Annotated in this window: 15 protein-coding genes and 1 pseudogene; 13 read left to right on the top strand and 3 right to left on the bottom strand. The window is 44.9% G+C overall.

Annotation, left to right across the window (positions count from 1 at the left end):
• Positions 1 to 62: 62 nt before the first annotated feature.
• Both B9N86_RS23695 and B9N86_RS23690 read left to right on the top strand, forming a co-directional pair.
• Complete coding sequence (locus B9N86_RS23695) at positions 63 to 455, top strand: nuclear transport factor 2 family protein (RefSeq protein ID WP_208915566.1); 393 nt, start codon at positions 63 to 65, stop codon at positions 453 to 455.
• Complete coding sequence (locus B9N86_RS23690) at positions 445 to 1464, top strand: DUF2332 domain-containing protein (protein ID WP_208915565.1); 1020 nt, start codon at positions 445 to 447, stop codon at positions 1462 to 1464. Before B9N86_RS23695 ends, B9N86_RS23690 begins: the two co-directional genes overlap by 11 nt.
• Before the next feature lie 651 nt (positions 1465 to 2115).
• Here the strand turns inward: B9N86_RS23690 and B9N86_RS23685 are convergent.
• On the bottom strand, positions 2116 to 3300 hold the full coding sequence (locus B9N86_RS23685; RefSeq protein WP_425298620.1) for a multidrug effflux MFS transporter: 1185 nt from the start codon (positions 3298 to 3300) through the stop codon (positions 2116 to 2118).
• A gap of 286 nt (positions 3301 to 3586) precedes the next feature.
• Here B9N86_RS23685 and B9N86_RS23680 point away from each other — a divergent pair, with 286 nt between their 5' ends.
• The 3 genes from B9N86_RS23680 (at position 3587) to B9N86_RS23670 (ending at position 7826) form a co-directional block, all read left to right on the top strand.
• Positions 3587 to 5017 carry an extracellular solute-binding protein gene (locus B9N86_RS23680; protein ID WP_208915563.1) on the top strand — a complete coding sequence of 477 codons (1431 nt, stop codon included), beginning with the start codon at positions 3587 to 3589 and terminating at the stop codon, positions 5015 to 5017.
• 292 nt (positions 5018 to 5309) lie between these two features.
• A complete protein-coding gene (locus tag B9N86_RS23675; protein WP_208915562.1) occupies positions 5310 to 5483 on the top strand; it encodes a twin-arginine translocase TatA/TatE family subunit in 174 nt (57 codons plus the stop codon).
• A gap of 48 nt (positions 5484 to 5531) precedes the next feature.
• Positions 5532 to 7826: a hypothetical protein gene (locus tag B9N86_RS23670; RefSeq protein ID WP_210190606.1), complete on the top strand. Its 2295-nt coding sequence runs from the start codon at positions 5532 to 5534 to the stop codon at positions 7824 to 7826.
• Positions 7827 to 7883: 57 nt separating this feature from the next.
• On the opposite strand, the gene B9N86_RS23665 is transcribed toward B9N86_RS23670, so the two are convergent.
• Positions 7884 to 8639, bottom strand: coding sequence for a YheC/YheD family protein (locus B9N86_RS23665; protein WP_208915561.1), 756 nt, complete (start codon positions 8637 to 8639; stop codon positions 7884 to 7886).
• A gap of 142 nt (positions 8640 to 8781) precedes the next feature.
• Entirely contained in the window at positions 8782 to 9492 is a 711-nt protein-coding gene (locus B9N86_RS23660; RefSeq protein WP_208915560.1) for a hypothetical protein, read from the bottom strand.
• Positions 9493 to 9657: 165 nt separating this feature from the next.
• On the opposite strand from B9N86_RS23660, the pseudogene B9N86_RS23655 reads away from it, so the two are divergent.
• The 8 genes and pseudogenes from B9N86_RS23655 to B9N86_RS23620 form a co-directional block, all read left to right on the top strand.
• Positions 9658 to 9789 (top strand): annotated as a pseudogene (locus B9N86_RS23655) (fumarylacetoacetate hydrolase family protein); the annotation flags it as partial.
• A 166-nt stretch (positions 9790 to 9955) separates the two neighbouring features.
• Positions 9956 to 10939 (top strand): GNAT family N-acetyltransferase, encoded by a 984-nt coding sequence (locus tag B9N86_RS23650; RefSeq protein ID WP_208915559.1) that lies wholly within the window; start codon positions 9956 to 9958, stop codon positions 10937 to 10939.
• A 240-nt stretch (positions 10940 to 11179) separates the two neighbouring features.
• Complete coding sequence (locus tag B9N86_RS23645) at positions 11180 to 11827, top strand: M23 family metallopeptidase (protein ID WP_208915558.1); 648 nt, start codon at positions 11180 to 11182, stop codon at positions 11825 to 11827.
• A 210-nt stretch (positions 11828 to 12037) separates the two neighbouring features.
• The gene (locus tag B9N86_RS23640) at positions 12038 to 13390 is read left to right on the top strand and encodes an MATE family efflux transporter (RefSeq protein WP_208915557.1); all 1353 of its coding nucleotides are present in this window, start codon (positions 12038 to 12040) and stop codon (positions 13388 to 13390) included.
• Positions 13391 to 13640: 250 nt separating this feature from the next.
• Positions 13641 to 13868, top strand: a complete 228-nt coding sequence (locus B9N86_RS23635; protein WP_208915556.1) for an AbrB/MazE/SpoVT family DNA-binding domain-containing protein — start codon at positions 13641 to 13643, stop codon at positions 13866 to 13868.
• Entirely contained in the window at positions 13869 to 14600 is a 732-nt protein-coding gene (locus tag B9N86_RS23630) for an ABC transporter ATP-binding protein (protein WP_208915555.1), read from the top strand.
• A complete protein-coding gene (locus tag B9N86_RS23625; RefSeq protein ID WP_244562824.1) occupies positions 14597 to 15325 on the top strand; it encodes an ABC transporter permease in 729 nt (242 codons plus the stop codon). The genes B9N86_RS23630 and B9N86_RS23625 overlap by 4 nt, the downstream gene beginning before the upstream one ends.
• A 277-nt stretch (positions 15326 to 15602) precedes the next feature.
• Complete coding sequence (locus B9N86_RS23620) at positions 15603 to 16643, top strand: BMP family protein (RefSeq protein WP_208915554.1); 1041 nt, start codon at positions 15603 to 15605, stop codon at positions 16641 to 16643.
• Positions 16644 to 16648: the final 5 nt, after the last annotated feature.

Below are 16648 nucleotides of genomic sequence, written 5' to 3'. Positions count from 1 at the left end.
AAGGTAGAAAATAAGAACTAGGACAGGATCAAGCCATAATATAGTGGAGAGGATGCTGGGAAATGGACAATATCTCTTTAAAAGAGCATTTGCTTCAACTGGAGGAGGAATTGCTGAAACCGGATGTTCGTACCTCTCCAGAAGAGCTTTCAAAGCGGCTGGCAGATGATTTTTTTGAGTTCGGAAGTTCAGGGAACATATTTTTTAAGCAGGATTGTCTCGGTGAAGGTGGAATAGGTGTTCGAAACATGACGCTTCATGATTTTGAAATCCATCCTTTGTCGGAGAATGTGGTGTTAACTACATATCGTTTATTCGATGAAACAAAAATGGTACATACGCTGAGAAGTTCCATCTGGAAGCGTGTGAATGACCTATGGCAAATGTTCTTTCATCAAGGGACACCAAGCTCCTGCACCCACATTTCTAAGGAGGATACGAATTATGATGGATAAAAATCAATCTAAACGGTTTATCCAATTCGCGGCAGAATGTCAATCCAGTGCGCTGTACGAGCATTTATCCCTCCACATCGCCGAAGATCCAGAGCTGCTGGAACTAAGCTCCTATGCACAAAAAGGGCAGCCGATGCCGAACCTTATCTTTGGTGCGGTCCACTATCTGTTGTTGAACGGAAAAGAGCATAGCCTCAAAAATTTCTACCCTAGTCTCGTGAACCAACCGGAAACCGAAGGTGTATTTACTTATTTTAAAGATTTCTGCCTTGCCCACAGAGAAGAGATCATCCCGATCCTGGAACGCAAGCTAGTGCAGACTAATGAGGTACGGCGCTGCGCTTACTTGTATCCTTCATTTTGTTATATCTACGACAAGGTGAAGAAGCCGCTGGCCTTGATCGAGATCGGAACGAGCTCAGGCTTGCAGCTGCTATGGGACCAATTCAGCTACTCCTATGGCACGGGAATAACCTACGGAAATCCGCGTGGTAGAGTTCATATCACTTCTGAGATCAAGGGCGATTCAACCCCGCTTCTGCTGGATACAGCTCCGCCGGTGTCGGTCAGAATTGGAGTTGATTTGCACGTTAATGACGTATCCAATCCAGAAGACAAGCAGTGGTTACAGGCGTTAATATGGCCGGAGCATCATGAAAGACGCGAATTATTCGCGAGAGCATCTCAATGTGTACAAGAAACACCCATACAGCTGATTGAAGGGGATGGAGTCGCTCTGCTCTCACAATTAAGTGACCAAATATCTACAGACTCGCTGATCTGTGTCTTCCATACCCATGTTGCCAACCAAATTCCCAAGGAAGCCAAGAAAAGGTTGACGGAGACGATACAAGAGATTGGTAGCACCAGAGATATTGTTCACCTCTACAATAATATGAATGATGGTGATCTCCATCTCGATTATGTGCACAATGGAAAAACGTATAACCATACGATTGGTGCAACGGAGGGGCGTGGAAGATGGTTCGAGTGGAATATCGTAGATTGAGCGGAGAATTAATCATTTTACAAGTGGAATGTGAACTCATATCGTTCAACAGGATTCAGTGAATGTTGTATAAAGTGCAATTTTATTTTGGCATCTAGCGGTGAAGCAGTATTGTTGCATAAAATACAATAATTGGGATAGGGAATCGTTTATTTACCACTTTCCAGGAGGGATTGTTGTAGAATCTACAACAATATTAATAGATTCAGGAATTCTGCTTCTCCAGTGTTGTATAAAGTACAATATTACTTCACACATCATATCTGATCATTGTAGTAGCTTTCGCACTGCGCGCAGCTCCCAGCGAACGGTGTAACGTTGCATGATGGGGGTCGACCACATGTGATTCAGACATTAGACATATTAGTAAATTACCAAAAGTGTATGCAACCCATTCACTTTAATAATCGTCCAGCACTAACTTTGGTGATAAGCCTTATAAATTTAAAAAAGAATGGATAAAGCTATCAGCTTTGAGCTGATGCTCTATCCATTCTTTATTATTAGAGATAAGAAAGTGTAAAAATCGGAGTATAGTACATCCTAATCTCGCAAGAAACACTACCGCTAAGTGCGGTCTATCTCCTTTGAGGTTCGTCGATAGATGTTTTTCTTATGTTGATTTAGAAGGGGCGCTGCACTTTCTATTACTCATCCTGCGGATGATGCAGCTGCCTTTCTCTCGGGTCTCCGCACCAGCAGTAAATAGCACAGCACAGCTCCTACATCAGCACCAGCTATGACGATACCCATCGGAACCGCTGTCCCATTGCCCATAATTCCTACAAGTGGCATGACCAAAGCGCCCAAAATATAAGACAGCAGTCCTAGCAGTGCAGAGGCGCTCCCTGCCGCATGCCCGTAATTTTGCAGTGCCAATGATGAGCCGGCTGTACCGACAATACCGACACAGGAAACGACGATAAAGAGCGGCGGCAGTATAAAGCCAAGCCCTGCTCCGCTCACAATGGTCAATAGCAGAACAAAGCCGCCGATCGTTGCCAACGTGATGCCTGACAGGAACAATGTTCGTTCACTGACTCGCCCTGCGAGGCGACCTGTGATTTGACCGGCTATGATGATGCCGATCCCATTGGCGGCAAATATAAGTCCGAAGGACTGAGGGGACACCCCAAAAATGTCCTGAAGTACGAAAGGAGAGCCTGAAATATAAGCAAACATCGCTGCAGAAACAAAGCCTTGGCATAGGGCCAGTCCTACAAATCCTGGATCACGAAATAGAGTTCCAAATGTGGATAGCGTGTTGGAAATCCCGCCCTTGGAGCGTTTTTCTCTGCTTAATGTCTCCGGCAATCCAAAGAGTACCGCAAGAAGCATAGCCACCCCAATAAAGGTCAATACGATGAACACACCGCGCCAAGAGGTGAATTTAAGCAGCTGTCCTCCGATAATTGGAGAGAGAATAGGCGCTGCTCCATTTACCAGCATAAGCATAGAGAAAAATTTGGTGAGCTCGGATCCGGAATACATATCCCGTACAATAGCTCTTGATATAACAATGCCCGCCGAACCGGCAATGCCTTGAATAAAGCGAAGGGCAATTAACATTTCAATGGATGTGCTAAAAGCACACAGTAGAGATGCAACCCCATAGACAACCATTCCGATGATCAGCGGAAGGCGTCTTCCCCGTATATCACTAAGTGGACCTGCCAGCAGCTGTCCCACAGCGAGGCCAATGAGGCAAGAGGTCAGGCTGAGCTGCGTAAGCGACGTTGTCGTATGCATGGATCTGGCCAATTCCGGCAAGGAAGGCAAATACATGTCTAGCGAAAGGGGTCCAAAAGCGGACAGTGCGCCAAGGATAAGGATCATCCATAGTCGGCTTGTACTTGGTTTACTACGTATAACGGTCTCCGAATTGTTTCTTGTATTTAGTTCTTGTCCTAATTCACTCATGAATGTTCCGAACCTTCCCTTTCTGTCAAAATAAAATGCACGCATCTATAGACATTAGCACAAAAAGGTACAGTATGGCGATTAAAAATGTACCAAATTAGCTAATTAGAAGAGAGGTTGCTAGATATTTGACAATACTATCCCCTTCCACCAGAATATAATTTGTGATGTAACTTTATTCATATAATTGGGAGTTTTGTACATGAATGAGGAATCAGACAAGCTGTCTTTTCAGGAGAAGCTGGATCGAATGGTCCATTCACTCCGTTCGGAGATTATAAATGGTATAAGAAAGCCGGGAGCGTTTCTGCCTTCGGAAAGTGCGCTGGCCAAGCAGTTTAAGATAAGTAATAAAACAGTCCGCAAAGGGCTGGAACTTCTAGTGGAAGAAGAACTTATCGTGAAAATCGACCGGGTTGGGAGCATGGTCTCGAAGGAGCAGAAGCCGATTATCGTAAATTTCGGCTGCAATCCTTCTTTGTCAGAAGATATCGTGATGGATCAACTGCTGGAGGAATTCCACCGACTGCATCCGGCTATTCATGTCCGAGCTATCCCGCTTGATTTCTTCGAACATGTGACTTCTGCCGGCGAAATGCTCTCAAGCGGGATGCTGGATGTAGTGTCTTTTAACAACTGGCAGTTTCAAGAAATGTGTGAGACCGGAACCGGATTTCCGCTGCTGGAGCCGCTTGAGTCGGACGATGGGATATACCGGGTCGCCAGCGAGGCGTTTCGGCATGAAGGGCAGCTGTATGCAAGGGTCGTGTCATTCTCGCCGGTCGTCTTATGTTACAACAAGGAGCATTTCCAAGAAGCGAAGCTGCAGGAACCTGACAGCTCGTGGACCTGGGATGATCTGCTGGATACGGCCCGAAAGCTTACGAAGTATAGCGGAAGGCACTCTATTTATTTTGTTCCTGCTGCCTTGAACAGGTATCCGATATTTCTACTGCACAGCGGTCTGATGGAAAGTGCGGAAGGTGTAGCTGTTAATAGCTTGGATGAGCTTGACGGAAATACGGGGCGTAAGCGGAATAATGCTCCGGGGCTGGCCTACAGTCTAAGGAAGCTCAGTGATATTGTGAATGACCATACGATTTTTCCAAAATACTTCTCAGGAAGTAGCGAAGATGACTCCATCTCGCTGTTTATGCAGGAGCGGGTATCCATCATTTTGACGACTTATTTCAGTCTGAACGCATTCAAGGAACGGAGTCTGTCGTACGACATTTCACCTGTACCTTTGATGAACCGTGGTGGTGAGCAAAAAACGCTGCTTGTATCGATTGGGGTTGCGGTAAACCGCAGATCGAAAGAGAAGGAGGCGGCTCGGACGTTTGCGGAATTTCTAGCTTCGCCTGCGGCGCAGGCTATTATCAGGGAGAAGACGATCAGTATCCCGTCCAGGAAGATGATCGCAGAAGAGGCAGCAACCGAAGATATTAACCGCCCATCGCGTTATTCCATGTATCGGGAGCTGTTCCCGAGCTTTATGTATCACAATCAGCTTGGCTTATCCATTCACTCGATGAAGCAATTCAGCAGCAGCCTGAAGGAATTCTGGTCAGACATCATCGACGAGAAGGAGCTATATGCCAAGTTGGAAAGTTATTATTCGGATAACAAGTAAATCGAAGATATGATGTGGTCAATCGCTGTCATGCAACGCCACACCGCGCTTTTGAGTTTCGCGTGGTGTGGTTTTTTGTGTTGACAAAAAAATGGTGCTGTTTCTATAATTAACGTACATCAGCGTACATCAATTAATGGTGAAGAAGTGTTTCTATCGATCTGTGAGCACTCTTTCGTGAACTAATCGTGAATCAAAGGAGGTTGAATGAATTTGAAAGCGCATCCATTTATGCGCAGTGAGAGTACTAAGTTAGTAGCGAGAACGTGAAGAATGGGAGGGAAATAACATTATGCCGACTATTGGAGTGACCGGTATTGTACTTCTGGTCGTGTTGGGTCTTTTACTGTTCGGTCCGAAGAAGCTGCCTGAGCTGGGCCGTGCCGTTGGAACGACAATCCGAGAGTTGAAGAGCGGGGCTGCCAAAATCATTTCAGAGCCGACGAACCCGCAGGATAAAGATTGACCATAGGATCATATGCATAGAGTCTATTCAACTGAAGGAGGTTTCTCCATGAATCATGAAGAATGCAGTTCAAATTCAAGCTTAGCTGTAAGCAGACGCAAAGCGCTTCAGGTGTTGGGCGCCGCTGGGGCAGTCGTTGTTGGAAGCGTCCTAGGTTCCAAGCTGACTTTTGCCGATGAAGTACAGTCACAGTCTCAGAGCGCAGAGGCCCAGGGAGGACAGACCAAGGTTGAATTTGTGTCTGACGTAAAAGCGCTGCTAGCGATCAATCCCAAACGGCTTAAAGCAGACGCTATTGTATATGTCGCTGGTTACTACAAAGCCGGGGACGGCGGGGGAAAATGGGTTCGCTGGGCGGCTGACAGTAATAAAGAGGACAATGGTGGAACAGTTCATGCAGCTAGAGGCCTCGGATCAGGCCGCTGGGAAACCATTCATAACGGGGTGGCCGACTTCCGCTGGTTCGGTATATTCGATGCACAGACCAATGCGGATGATGCGCTGGCTGCGATGGTGAACGATCTTTCCATCCACAGGGTTGAGGCGCATACGCCTTTGAATTTTGTAAGGCGGCATGTGTTTCACCGCAGCGGGATCGAACTGGATTTTGGCGGACACCGGGTGACGACGGATGGAATCGAGCTCAATACCCGGGATAATCCGTTTGGTGCCGTGATGTTTTTTCAGGGACAAGCTGCAGGTGCGGCAAGCAGTATTACGTTAAGTGCCGACATTCCGGAGGGCAGTGATGTACTGGAGGTACAGAACTCCTCCGCTTTTGCGGTAGAGGATTGGTGGATTGCCCAAGTGTCACCCCAGAAGGGCGGCAAAGCCCAACGTGAGCTGGATTATATGGTGAAGGTGACGGAGATCATCGATGCCACTCATATACGGATCAATTACAAGCTTGGCTGGAGCCTTGAAGCAGGACGTACCATTACATATACGAAGATGAATCCTGTTTACCGGTGCAGCGTGCGCAACATGGAATTTGTCGGTGTGCCTGTTCCTCCGACAGAATCAACGAGTCAAAGGCCGTTCGAGACATGGGATCAGATCGGCTCTAACCCGGTCGCTTATGAATTTGCTGTTGAATGTGACGTATCCGGGGTTCGGGCGACTAAAGTATTTTGGCCGGTCGTTCAGCGGCGCTACTGCTCCCACTATGTAACAGAAAGCTGCGAGCTGATCAATCCGGAGGAACGGGACTGGGGTGGAACAGGGTATTTAACCCAGCAGTTGAATGTGCTGTACGGTAACGTTCGGAACTGCAATACGAGTAATGCCCGTCACTTGAACGATTTTACGTGCGCTGCTTATTGTCTGGTCGAGAACTGCCACGGCGACGGAGATGATTATGGTCCGTTCGTAACCCACGGCCAGTTTGAACATGATCTGACGTATATCGGCAACTCCGGTCTGCTGTCGTTCGCCAACAGCGGCACACATTGGGGCGACAGTGCCAAACGGATCACAGTTAAGAAGCACATTGCAACACGGATTGTAGCCCATAAAAAGCTGACGGATCTTACGCTGGAGGACTGCTATGCCATCAACAAGCCAGGTCTCAGTAATTCCGGTTCGATCTGGGCTAACGTTGACGGCCTGCAAATCCGGGGCTGTACGGCTGAGAATATGATTACTTTGTCGCAAAGCTCGGTACGTTCCAAGCGTCCGAACGCCATCGAGAATTGTTCTTTTGGCATGTTGAAGGGGTATGAAATTGCCAGACCGATCCGGAGCGAGGCGGTAGGTGTAACTCCGGTGTCCAGCGATCTGTTGATTGCTAACTGTGAGTTCACATCGGTGGAGGATGTCAATATTGGAAGTATCAACAGGCTGACCATCCGGGACACCTGGTTTAGAGGGACTTCAGCATCGACAGGTATTGTGCGTGTCGGAAGCAAGGAAGTGATGATCAGCGGCGGAGGATTAGACAACTGCGGCTTAATCTTCACAGGAGCTTGGGACCATATCAAGACAGGTACGATGGACCAGTGTCTGACCGTAGACGGTGGAGCGGTATTCAAAGGGACAAGCGGCGAGAACGCATATGTTAAGCATGAAGCCGCAGGCGGAACCTTTACGCTGCACTACGGCAGCTGCCAGAGTCTGGCGGATGACGCCCGTACACTGCACTTTCAGATGACCGATGGCAAGCTGAACTTTAAGGCAGTGGGAGCTCATTTCAAGGGAGGTCAATACGCCGCTTCGGAGGGAAGTATTGCGAAGGGGAACTATTTCTTTCTGACGTCTTGCATCGAAGAGAAGGTGAACCGTTCGTCGCTCCCAGCTGAAGGAGCATCGGTTCAGCACAGTACCGGGAACCTGATCATCGGTTGAGTACAATGGGGGTGACCCAGGTCAACAGACCTTGGGACACCCCCTTCGTTATGCAGTCTATTTTGTTCTCCCATACTGTTTGCCATAAGAAACAATCCGATGATATAAGCTTTTGTCTTTCAAAGCTTTAAGCGGGTAAAATTGAGGCCGTGTATTCACTTCTAATATCCATGGCTTGCCGCTCTGATCCAGAGCGACGTCCAGCCCCAGCTCCTTAAAGCCCTTGTAATGCCGATCAAAGTTATGCCCCACAGAAACACCGAGTTGCTTCAGTTTATGTTCCATCTGTTGTATGGAGATGCTGTTAAATTCTGAACGGGCCATCGTTTTATTAAAATATTCAACGGTTCCGCCTTGATTGTAATTCGTAGCGACCTTGTTTGGCTTGCCGACTTTCGTAAACAATCCGGTGCTTACCCAAGAGCCTTTGTTCGTCTTTTGAACCATGACACGAATATCGAATGGCTTTCCGTTGCTTTTGGCTAGACGGATTCCTTTTTGCAGCAAAAAATCTTTCTTCCCTGCAAACCGTTTCAGTCCTTTATAGAGCTTTTCTTGCGTCGTGTAAGTGGTTTTGACGGTATTGTACTGGGTCTGATACCCCCCGTCCTTTTTTTTGATACGGATTATATTATTCCCGCCGGAGCCGCTTGTCGGTTTGAAAAAAACAGTGGAATAGGAGGAGAGCATGGACGTCAGGTTACCTTTACTGAAGGGCAGTGTTGCCGGCACATATTGCTTTAAATGGGATTCTTCCAGAAGCCATTTGGTCTTTTTCCACTTGCTCTTAATTGTACTGCTCTTATAGGTCATGGGAAAGAGCCCCACCTCTCTTTTTGCCAGCATATGTAGTGGATTTGGAGCTTGTCGCCACGTTTGCCTATCATAATGAAGCCCACTTTTTAGAAATTGGAAAAACCTATATGGGAAACCGATGATACTGTAAGGGGGGATTTTATTTTGTATCTAATTTAACCATAGATTTTAGAACTTTTATTAATTGTTCTGGTGTAGTTCGTCCAGTGATAATATACCATGTTTTACCGTTATCATAAGACCAACCAGCATCGGATTGAACACCTTCATTTGTATCAAAAGTTGTAACCTGTCCTTTTATTGCACCCTGAACAGGATTAGCTCCTTTTGGTATTGTAGCCATAACACGCTTCATGATATTAATAGCATTGTTTGTGTTCTTTGCCCATACGAGGTATTCCCAGCCATTGTTTTCCCAAATAAATGCTTTTTTATCAGCAAAATACTCTACATCATACCCCTCAAACCTAGTTGTACCTTCTGGTTTCTTGAACATATCGTATGTTGAGAAGGGCTGTTTTCGATATGCTGGAAGTGTACCAGCAGACATTGTCATTACATCGAAAGCTAGCGTTTTCACCTCACCGTCATGGACTCTTTGGCGTGAAATATGAAATAAATAACGATCTTTGCTTACTTCAAGTTTGCTTACAAATAATTGACCAAGTTTTCGAGAAAATTCAGATGAAGCTACATAAGTCGGGACATAAAGAGGAATATTCACTTTCTTTAACTGTTCAACGTACTCTCCATCCCATGTAAACGGTTCTACCGCCTCATCTTGTACAGCATAAGCAACAGGAGCAAAACAGATGAGAAAAGTGACTAAAAGCAATATAATTTTCTGCATAAAGCACCTCCGCATCTATTTTTTACGTTTTGGTAAATTCTATACGGATTGCTTTATGTAACAAAAAAGATGAGCTGAATTTGTAGGGGGGGTTCAACTAATTTCAAATCTATTATTTATGATATGGTTCTCCGCGCTGTTTGTAATAGCAAGTTTTTGTTGCTCATTATACTGACCGGAACTCCGGAGGGAGTGGTTATGGGTTATCCACCATTTAAGCACATTTACTTGAAACCGGGCGATATTGTAAGTGTAGAAATCGAAGAGCTTGGTACTTTAACGAATGTATTCTCTTGAAAAAATAATATGATTTAAAAAGATGACAAAATAGCGGTGCAGGTTGGTTATTCCTGCACCGCTATTCTTTTTGATCTATACAGCTAATATTTACCATGAAATGGATTTTGAGATATGGGATAATGTCTATGAAATCTTATTCTAAATAAGGTGGTAGATTGGAAACATGACAAAATTTATAATTCGAAGGATGCGGCAGCCGGACGATTTTGCAGCGGTTGCTCAGCTGTTGAATTGGATCTGGTCGGAACCGACGACAGCGGAACGATTGAAGGCAGAGGAGGACCAAGTTCCTCCGGGGAAGCTGGATTACAATGAAAAGGGCGAGCTTATGGGATGGGACCGTCCTCAATGGGTGGCGGAAGACGAGTTTGGTCAAGTTGTTGCCTACGCGATCGCTTGGCGGGCTCCATGGACGGATCCCGGAACTTTGATCCAGACCAATGTCGTTCACCCGGAAAGTCGTGGGAACGGGATAGGAAGAGCCTTGCACGATACGCTTCATCAGTGGGCTGCAGAGGTCAAAGCCTCGCGTTTAATCAGCTTTTTGAGAGAGACAGATGATCGTTCGGTAGCTTTTGCGGAACGTCACGGGTACGTAAAGGAACGCCACACGTTCGAATCCGTTCTGGACCTGGCATCGTTTGACGGCGGTAATCTGTATGATGCGATCAATGAGGCAGAACGGGCCGGAATCCGGTTCGTTACGCTGGCAGATGAGCCGGGGGAAGCGAGTGAAAGAAAGCTCTATGAGCTGTATAAGGTTACTCATCCGGATATACCAGGCTACGCTGGCGATTTTCCCTGGTTTGAAGAATGGAAAAAGTGGAGCATCGGGCAAGCCGGTGTGCGTCCGGAATGGATCCATATTGCCAAGGATGGCGATCGCTACATCGGCGTTGTTACGTTGCAGCAGAATGAGCAGACACAGGCGATGTATCACGAATATACCGGCGTGCTTCCGGAATACCGCGGCCGTCGTATTGCACTTGCCTTAAAGATGCTCGGCGTGCAAACGGCCCGTGCATGCGGAGTTCCCTATTTGAGAACACACAACGACTCTATGAATGCCCCCATGCTGCGAATTAACCGTGATCTGATCGGTTTCCGGGCGGAGCCCGGGAATTACAAGATGGTGTGCGAGCTTTAGTTGAGCGCGCAGATGCAGGGAAATGATAGAGAAGAATTGCAGATGGTAGGTGAAAGGATGATAGATAATCGTTTGCGACGCATCAATTGCGGAGCTTATTGGGAGTGTTCTTCTACCATCTGTTCTTCTATCACCTGCACTCTATCAAAAACTTAAATTCCAATTATATTAAGTATTTACAAATATATAATATATGATAAACTTATAGTGTATTTACCATAAAAAGGAGATGATAGAGTCATGAAGAGATTGGTAACGTTGTTATCGGTGCTTGCTTTATGTATTGCCTCACTCTCCACAGTTGCTTCTGCAAACAGTGTATACACCTGGCCCGTACCTGAATCATCAAGGATTACACAAGGTTTCAGCAGCGGCCACAATGGAATTGACATTGGAGCCAAGACTGCTGGTGTAGCCGGCAATAAGATTGTCGCCTTCTATGGCGGTACCGTGTCAAGATCAGGTTGGTCAACAAGTTATGGTTGGGTCGTCTACATTCATCATGTCATCAACAATACGAATTATCAATCCAGATACGCTCACATGAACCAATCACCTTCCGTATCTCTCAATCAAAATGTAAGTAAAGGGACCACCGTCGGTTACATGGGTCAGACGGGGGATGCCACTGGTGTCCATCTTCATTTTGAGACAAGAAAATGTGCAAGTGCCTGCCAAATAGACAATTCCTCTACTCCCGTCAATCCGATAACGAATTTCTTCCCTGAATACAGTATTGCCTCAGATTCATTCACGACCGAGGAGACGGATTTGTTGCCGGTGCCGGATTTCATTCAGCTCGAGGAGGATGAAGTTTTCTACAGCATGGAGGACATTCAGAATATGTCGGTTGAGGAACGGATAGAGAAGGGGATTCCAATAGAATAGTTTGCATTACGGTACTCCATACCGGAGTACGACGTATCATATTTTTCAGGACAAAAGGGGAGGCCTCCATTTGATGGGGAGCCTCCCCTTTTTTATCTCTGTTTATTCGCCAATCTATCAATATAAACATAAGGTGTACTGATTATTTTGAAGAGTTAGTATATATTGGATAAGGATACATAACTAAACGACAAAGAAGGTATTCCTATCGTGAGTTTATTTGTGCGAGAGAAGCATTTTTACAAGAGTTTCTTCTGGCTGACTCTAATCATCGGGCTGCAGAACATTATTTCCCTCGGGGTAAACCTGTCGGACAATGTCATGCTAGGCGGATACAGTGAATCTGCGCTTTCCGGCGTGGCACTCGCGAATCAGATTCAATTCCTGCTCCACATGCTTGTTATGGGCGCGGGTGAAGGGCTCGTTATTATGGCGTCAAGATATTGGGGCGCTAAAGACATCGGGGCTATAAAAAAGGTTGCAAGCATCGGGATGCGCATGGCCGTTGTGTTAAGTGCAGTATTGTGGGCCATTGTGTTTTTCTTCCCACACGCCACACTTTCGATATTTACCAGCGGGGAGAGTGTCATCAACGAGGGAGTAAAATATTTGCAGATCATATGTTTTTCCTACGTATTTTTTGCAATTACAAGCATTCTGCTCGCCTCCCTGCGCAGTGTAGAGACGGTCAAAATCGGCTTTATCGTATCCTTGTCCACGCTCATTATCAATGTGGGGTTGAACTATGTGCTGATTTATGGACATTTCGGATTTCCGGAGCTCGGAGTAAGAGGCTCTGCCATTGCAACACTAATAGCGAGAATAATTGAAACGGTTATTGTTTGCGTGTACATCAAGAAATACGACCGTAAAATTTTACTGAAACTGAAGGATTTCTTCAGTATCGATCTAAGCTTATTCAAGCACTACATCAAAGTTGGTTCACCGATATTGTTGTCCAATACGATCTGGGGACTCGCCATGGGCGCGCAAACCGCCATTCTTGGGCATATGGGTGAGGCTGCAATTGCGGCTAACAGTATAGCAACCACCATATTCCAGCTGGTGAGCGTTGTGATTTATGCTTCGGCTAGTGCAACAGCTGTTCTGATTGGCAAAACGATCGGGGAAGGCTTTGCCGATAAGATCAAAGCTTATGCCAAAACGCTTCAGATTCTTTATCTTTTCTTGGGTTTGTGTACAGGGGCCGTATTGTTCATTCTAAAGGATTACGTGTTAGGGTTTTACTCGATATCCGGGGAAGCTAAGGAGCTCGCTCTGCAGTTTATGACGGTAATGTCCATTACCGTGGTCGGAACCGCTTATCAGATGCCAGCTCTGACCGGCATTGTACGCAGTGGCGGAGACACGAAGTTTGTGCTGTACAATGACTTTATTTTTATGTGGCTCATCGTTCTTCCGTCCTCATTCCTTTGTGCCTTTGTGTTTAATCTTTCACCGCTAATTACGTTTATTTGCTTGAAATCGGACCAGATTCTGAAATGCTTTGTAGCCATTGTCAAAGTGAACCGATATAAATGGATTCGATCGTTTGGATCTTAAAAAGGTACGAAAAATAATGAAATGGCGGTGCATGAGGTTATCCCTGCACCGTCATTTCTTTATTTCGATCGATTTCTGCTTTCTTGCATTAGATTATGAAAGTGCGAAAGCGATTTGAAAGGGAACTGTTTCTTTTTGTTTAAGTTTTTATTTTTGTATAATTTTGGATGGATTTTTTTAACACATGGTGTATAATTGGTATGAAAAGTATGACTAATCATACTTAAATGGATTGTAGGAGGTAAATGGAATGAAAGGACCAAATGGGAAGTACATTTTCGGAACAGTGAAAGTAGGAGAAAAAGGGCAGATCGTGATTCCAAAAGAAGCAAGAGAGGTTTTTGATATTAAACCAGGTGATTCGTTGCTTCTACTAGGAGATGAGCAGCAGGGCATTGCTATTGTGAAAAATGAGTTGATGTTTAAATTTGCGCAAGACATTTTGAAAGCACAAGAAATACGGGAGGATGGAGAATAATTGGCAGCCATCAAATTAAATAATTTGACGAAACAATATAAAGACCACACTGTCGTTAATTCCCTTGATTTCTCAATTGAGGAAGGCGAATTTTTTGCTTTGCTTGGAGAAAATGGTGCTGGGAAAACGACATTAATCAGTATGCTTTGTTGTCTAGTAACACCTACAGCTGGCGATGCTCTTGTGTTAGGTGACAGTATTCGCACAGGCGCTGATGCTGTGAAGCAAAAAATTAATATTTCCCCTCAGGAAACAGCCGTTGCACCGAATTTAACCATTCGAGAAAACCTTGAGTTAGTCGCTGGCATTTATGGCAGTTCAAAAAAGGAAGCAAAAGAAAGAGCGACGGAAATGCTTCAAACATTCGGGCTGACGGAACGACAAAAAGATAAAGCGAAATCTTTATCAGGCGGTATGCAGCGACGCTTAAGTATTGCGATGGGGCTTATTACAAATCCTCAAATTTTGTTCCTGGATGAACCGACACTGGGGCTTGATGTTCGTTCAAGACGTGAACTGTGGGCAACCCTTTCGAAATTAAAAGGAAAGATGACGATTGTCTTAACAACGCATTATTTAGAGGAAGCAGAAGCACTTGCGGATCGTATTTGTATTTTACAGAAGGGGTCTGTAAAAGCCATTGGCACAGCAGAACAAATGAAAAATAGTACAAATACAACATCGTTTGAAGAGGCGTTTTTAGCGATTTGCGATTCAAGAGGTGACATATGAAAATGCTTAATTTTGCAGGAAGAAATCGAAAAGAAATTTTTAGAGATCCACTTTCTATTGTTCTTGGCATTGCGTTACCACTTCTTCTTTTAGTCGTCTTTACAACGATTGAAAAAAACGCACCCCTCGATACATTTAAAGTTGAAAATCTAACGCCAGGCTTGATTGTATTTAGCTTTGCCTTTTTAACGATGTTTTCGGCACTCTTAATCTCTAAGGATAAACAAAGTGCATTTTTAACAAGATTATTTGCTTCACCATTAACAGTGATGGATTATGTATTTGGTTATGCATTACCGTTAATTCCTCTTGCATTGTTACAAGGCATTATTTGTTTTGTATTGGCGAAGTTTCTTGGTTTATCGTCTAGCTTTATGGATATCTCGCTGAGCATTTTAACACTTCTTCCCATTGCACTTATGTCCATTTTCCTTGGGTTATTTTTAGGTGCGTTATTTACGGAAAAACAAATTTCTGGTATTGGTACCATCTTTATTACAGCTGTGTCTTTCTTAGGCGGTGCGTGGATGGATATAAGTATGCTAGGGGACACGTTTCAAAAAGTAGCGAATGCGCTTCCTTTTGTACATTCTATTCAATTAGCGCGTGATGTATTGACCCAGAATTTTGATACATTTAATGCTCATTTTTGGTGGAGTATTGGATATGGGGCTCTTGCTTTAGTAATAGCTGGACTCGCATTTGTACGTTTATGCAAGAGATAATTTTATATGGATGATCTGAAAGCACCGTAAGGTGCTTTTTTTGATATTTTGCATGTCAATTTAAAGTAAGGGATTCAAATGGGATATCGTCAATATCCGAACATTAAATAATTTTATCAATCAAAATGTACTGTAAAAGGACCATATTATAATTTAATTTGTAATATTATACCAAATAAAAAAGCAATTTGCTAAAATTGCTTTGACATATTCCGCGCCATACCATAGGATATTAACTATACTAAGATAAGCACAACTGAGGAGGATAAGGGCAGGAATGAAAAAGTCATGGTCAATTCTATTAACAATGGTGTTGTTCGTCGGATTATTGGCAGGTTGCGGCAGCAAGGATAGCTCTTCCGGGAGCGATGCATCAGCCAGCGATAAGGGCGATTCTAAAGATAAGAAACGCATTGCTCTTGTTCTTCCTGAGAAAATCGGTGTAAACCCGTTCTTCGCATTAATGGATGAAGGCTTGAAGAAAGCTGCAACGGAATTCGGCGTTGAGGTGAAGACAATCGAATCGACCGACCCGGCCTCGATTGAACAAAACCTTCGTACAGCTGTTGCGGAAAAATATGATTTGATTATTACGGCGACCTTCCAGATGGAGGATGCACTGAAAAAGGTTGCACCGGAAAATCCGGACGTGCCGTTTGCCATTATCGATACGGTTGTTGACCTGCCTAACGTCCGCAGTGTTGTATTCCGCGAACATGAAGCAGCTTACCTGCTCGGTGCAGCAGCAGGGTTGTCGACAAAAACAGGCAAGATCGGTAATGTCGTTGCGAATGACATTCCGATTATGCACAAATATATTACCGGTTTTGAAGAAGGCGCAAAATCCGTTCGACCGGATGTCGAAATATTCGTGAACTATGTCGGAAGCTTTACTGATCCGGCGAAAGCGAAAGAGTTCGCGCTTCTGCAAAACTCGAAAGGCGCTGACTTTGTTGCTGGATTGTCTGCTGTTGGCGACCTTGGAGTATTTGAAGCTGCGAAAGAAAAAGGCTTCTACACTTCGGGACAAGATACAGATAACACCGGTGTGGATCCTGAACACGTAGTCCTGTCTCAATTGAAGAGCACGGACACCGTTGTGTACGAAACGGTTAAAGACTTCACTGAAGGCAACTATTCCTTTGATGTTCGTGACTATGGCTTGAAAGAAGGCGGTGTAGGCCTTACTTACGTCACTCACGAGAGTAAATCCCCACTGAATGACTTTATTGGACAAGAGACTGTGGACAAGGTAAAAGCGATTGCTGATGATATTATCGCTGGCAAGATCAAAGTTACGAACGCTCTGGAACAATAATTCGT

Source organism: Paenibacillus uliginis N3/975 (assembly GCF_900177425.1).
Taxonomy (GTDB): domain Bacteria; phylum Bacillota; class Bacilli; order Paenibacillales; family Paenibacillaceae; genus Paenibacillus_AQ; species Paenibacillus_AQ uliginis.
This window is presented reverse-complemented; position numbering and strand designations above follow the sequence as displayed.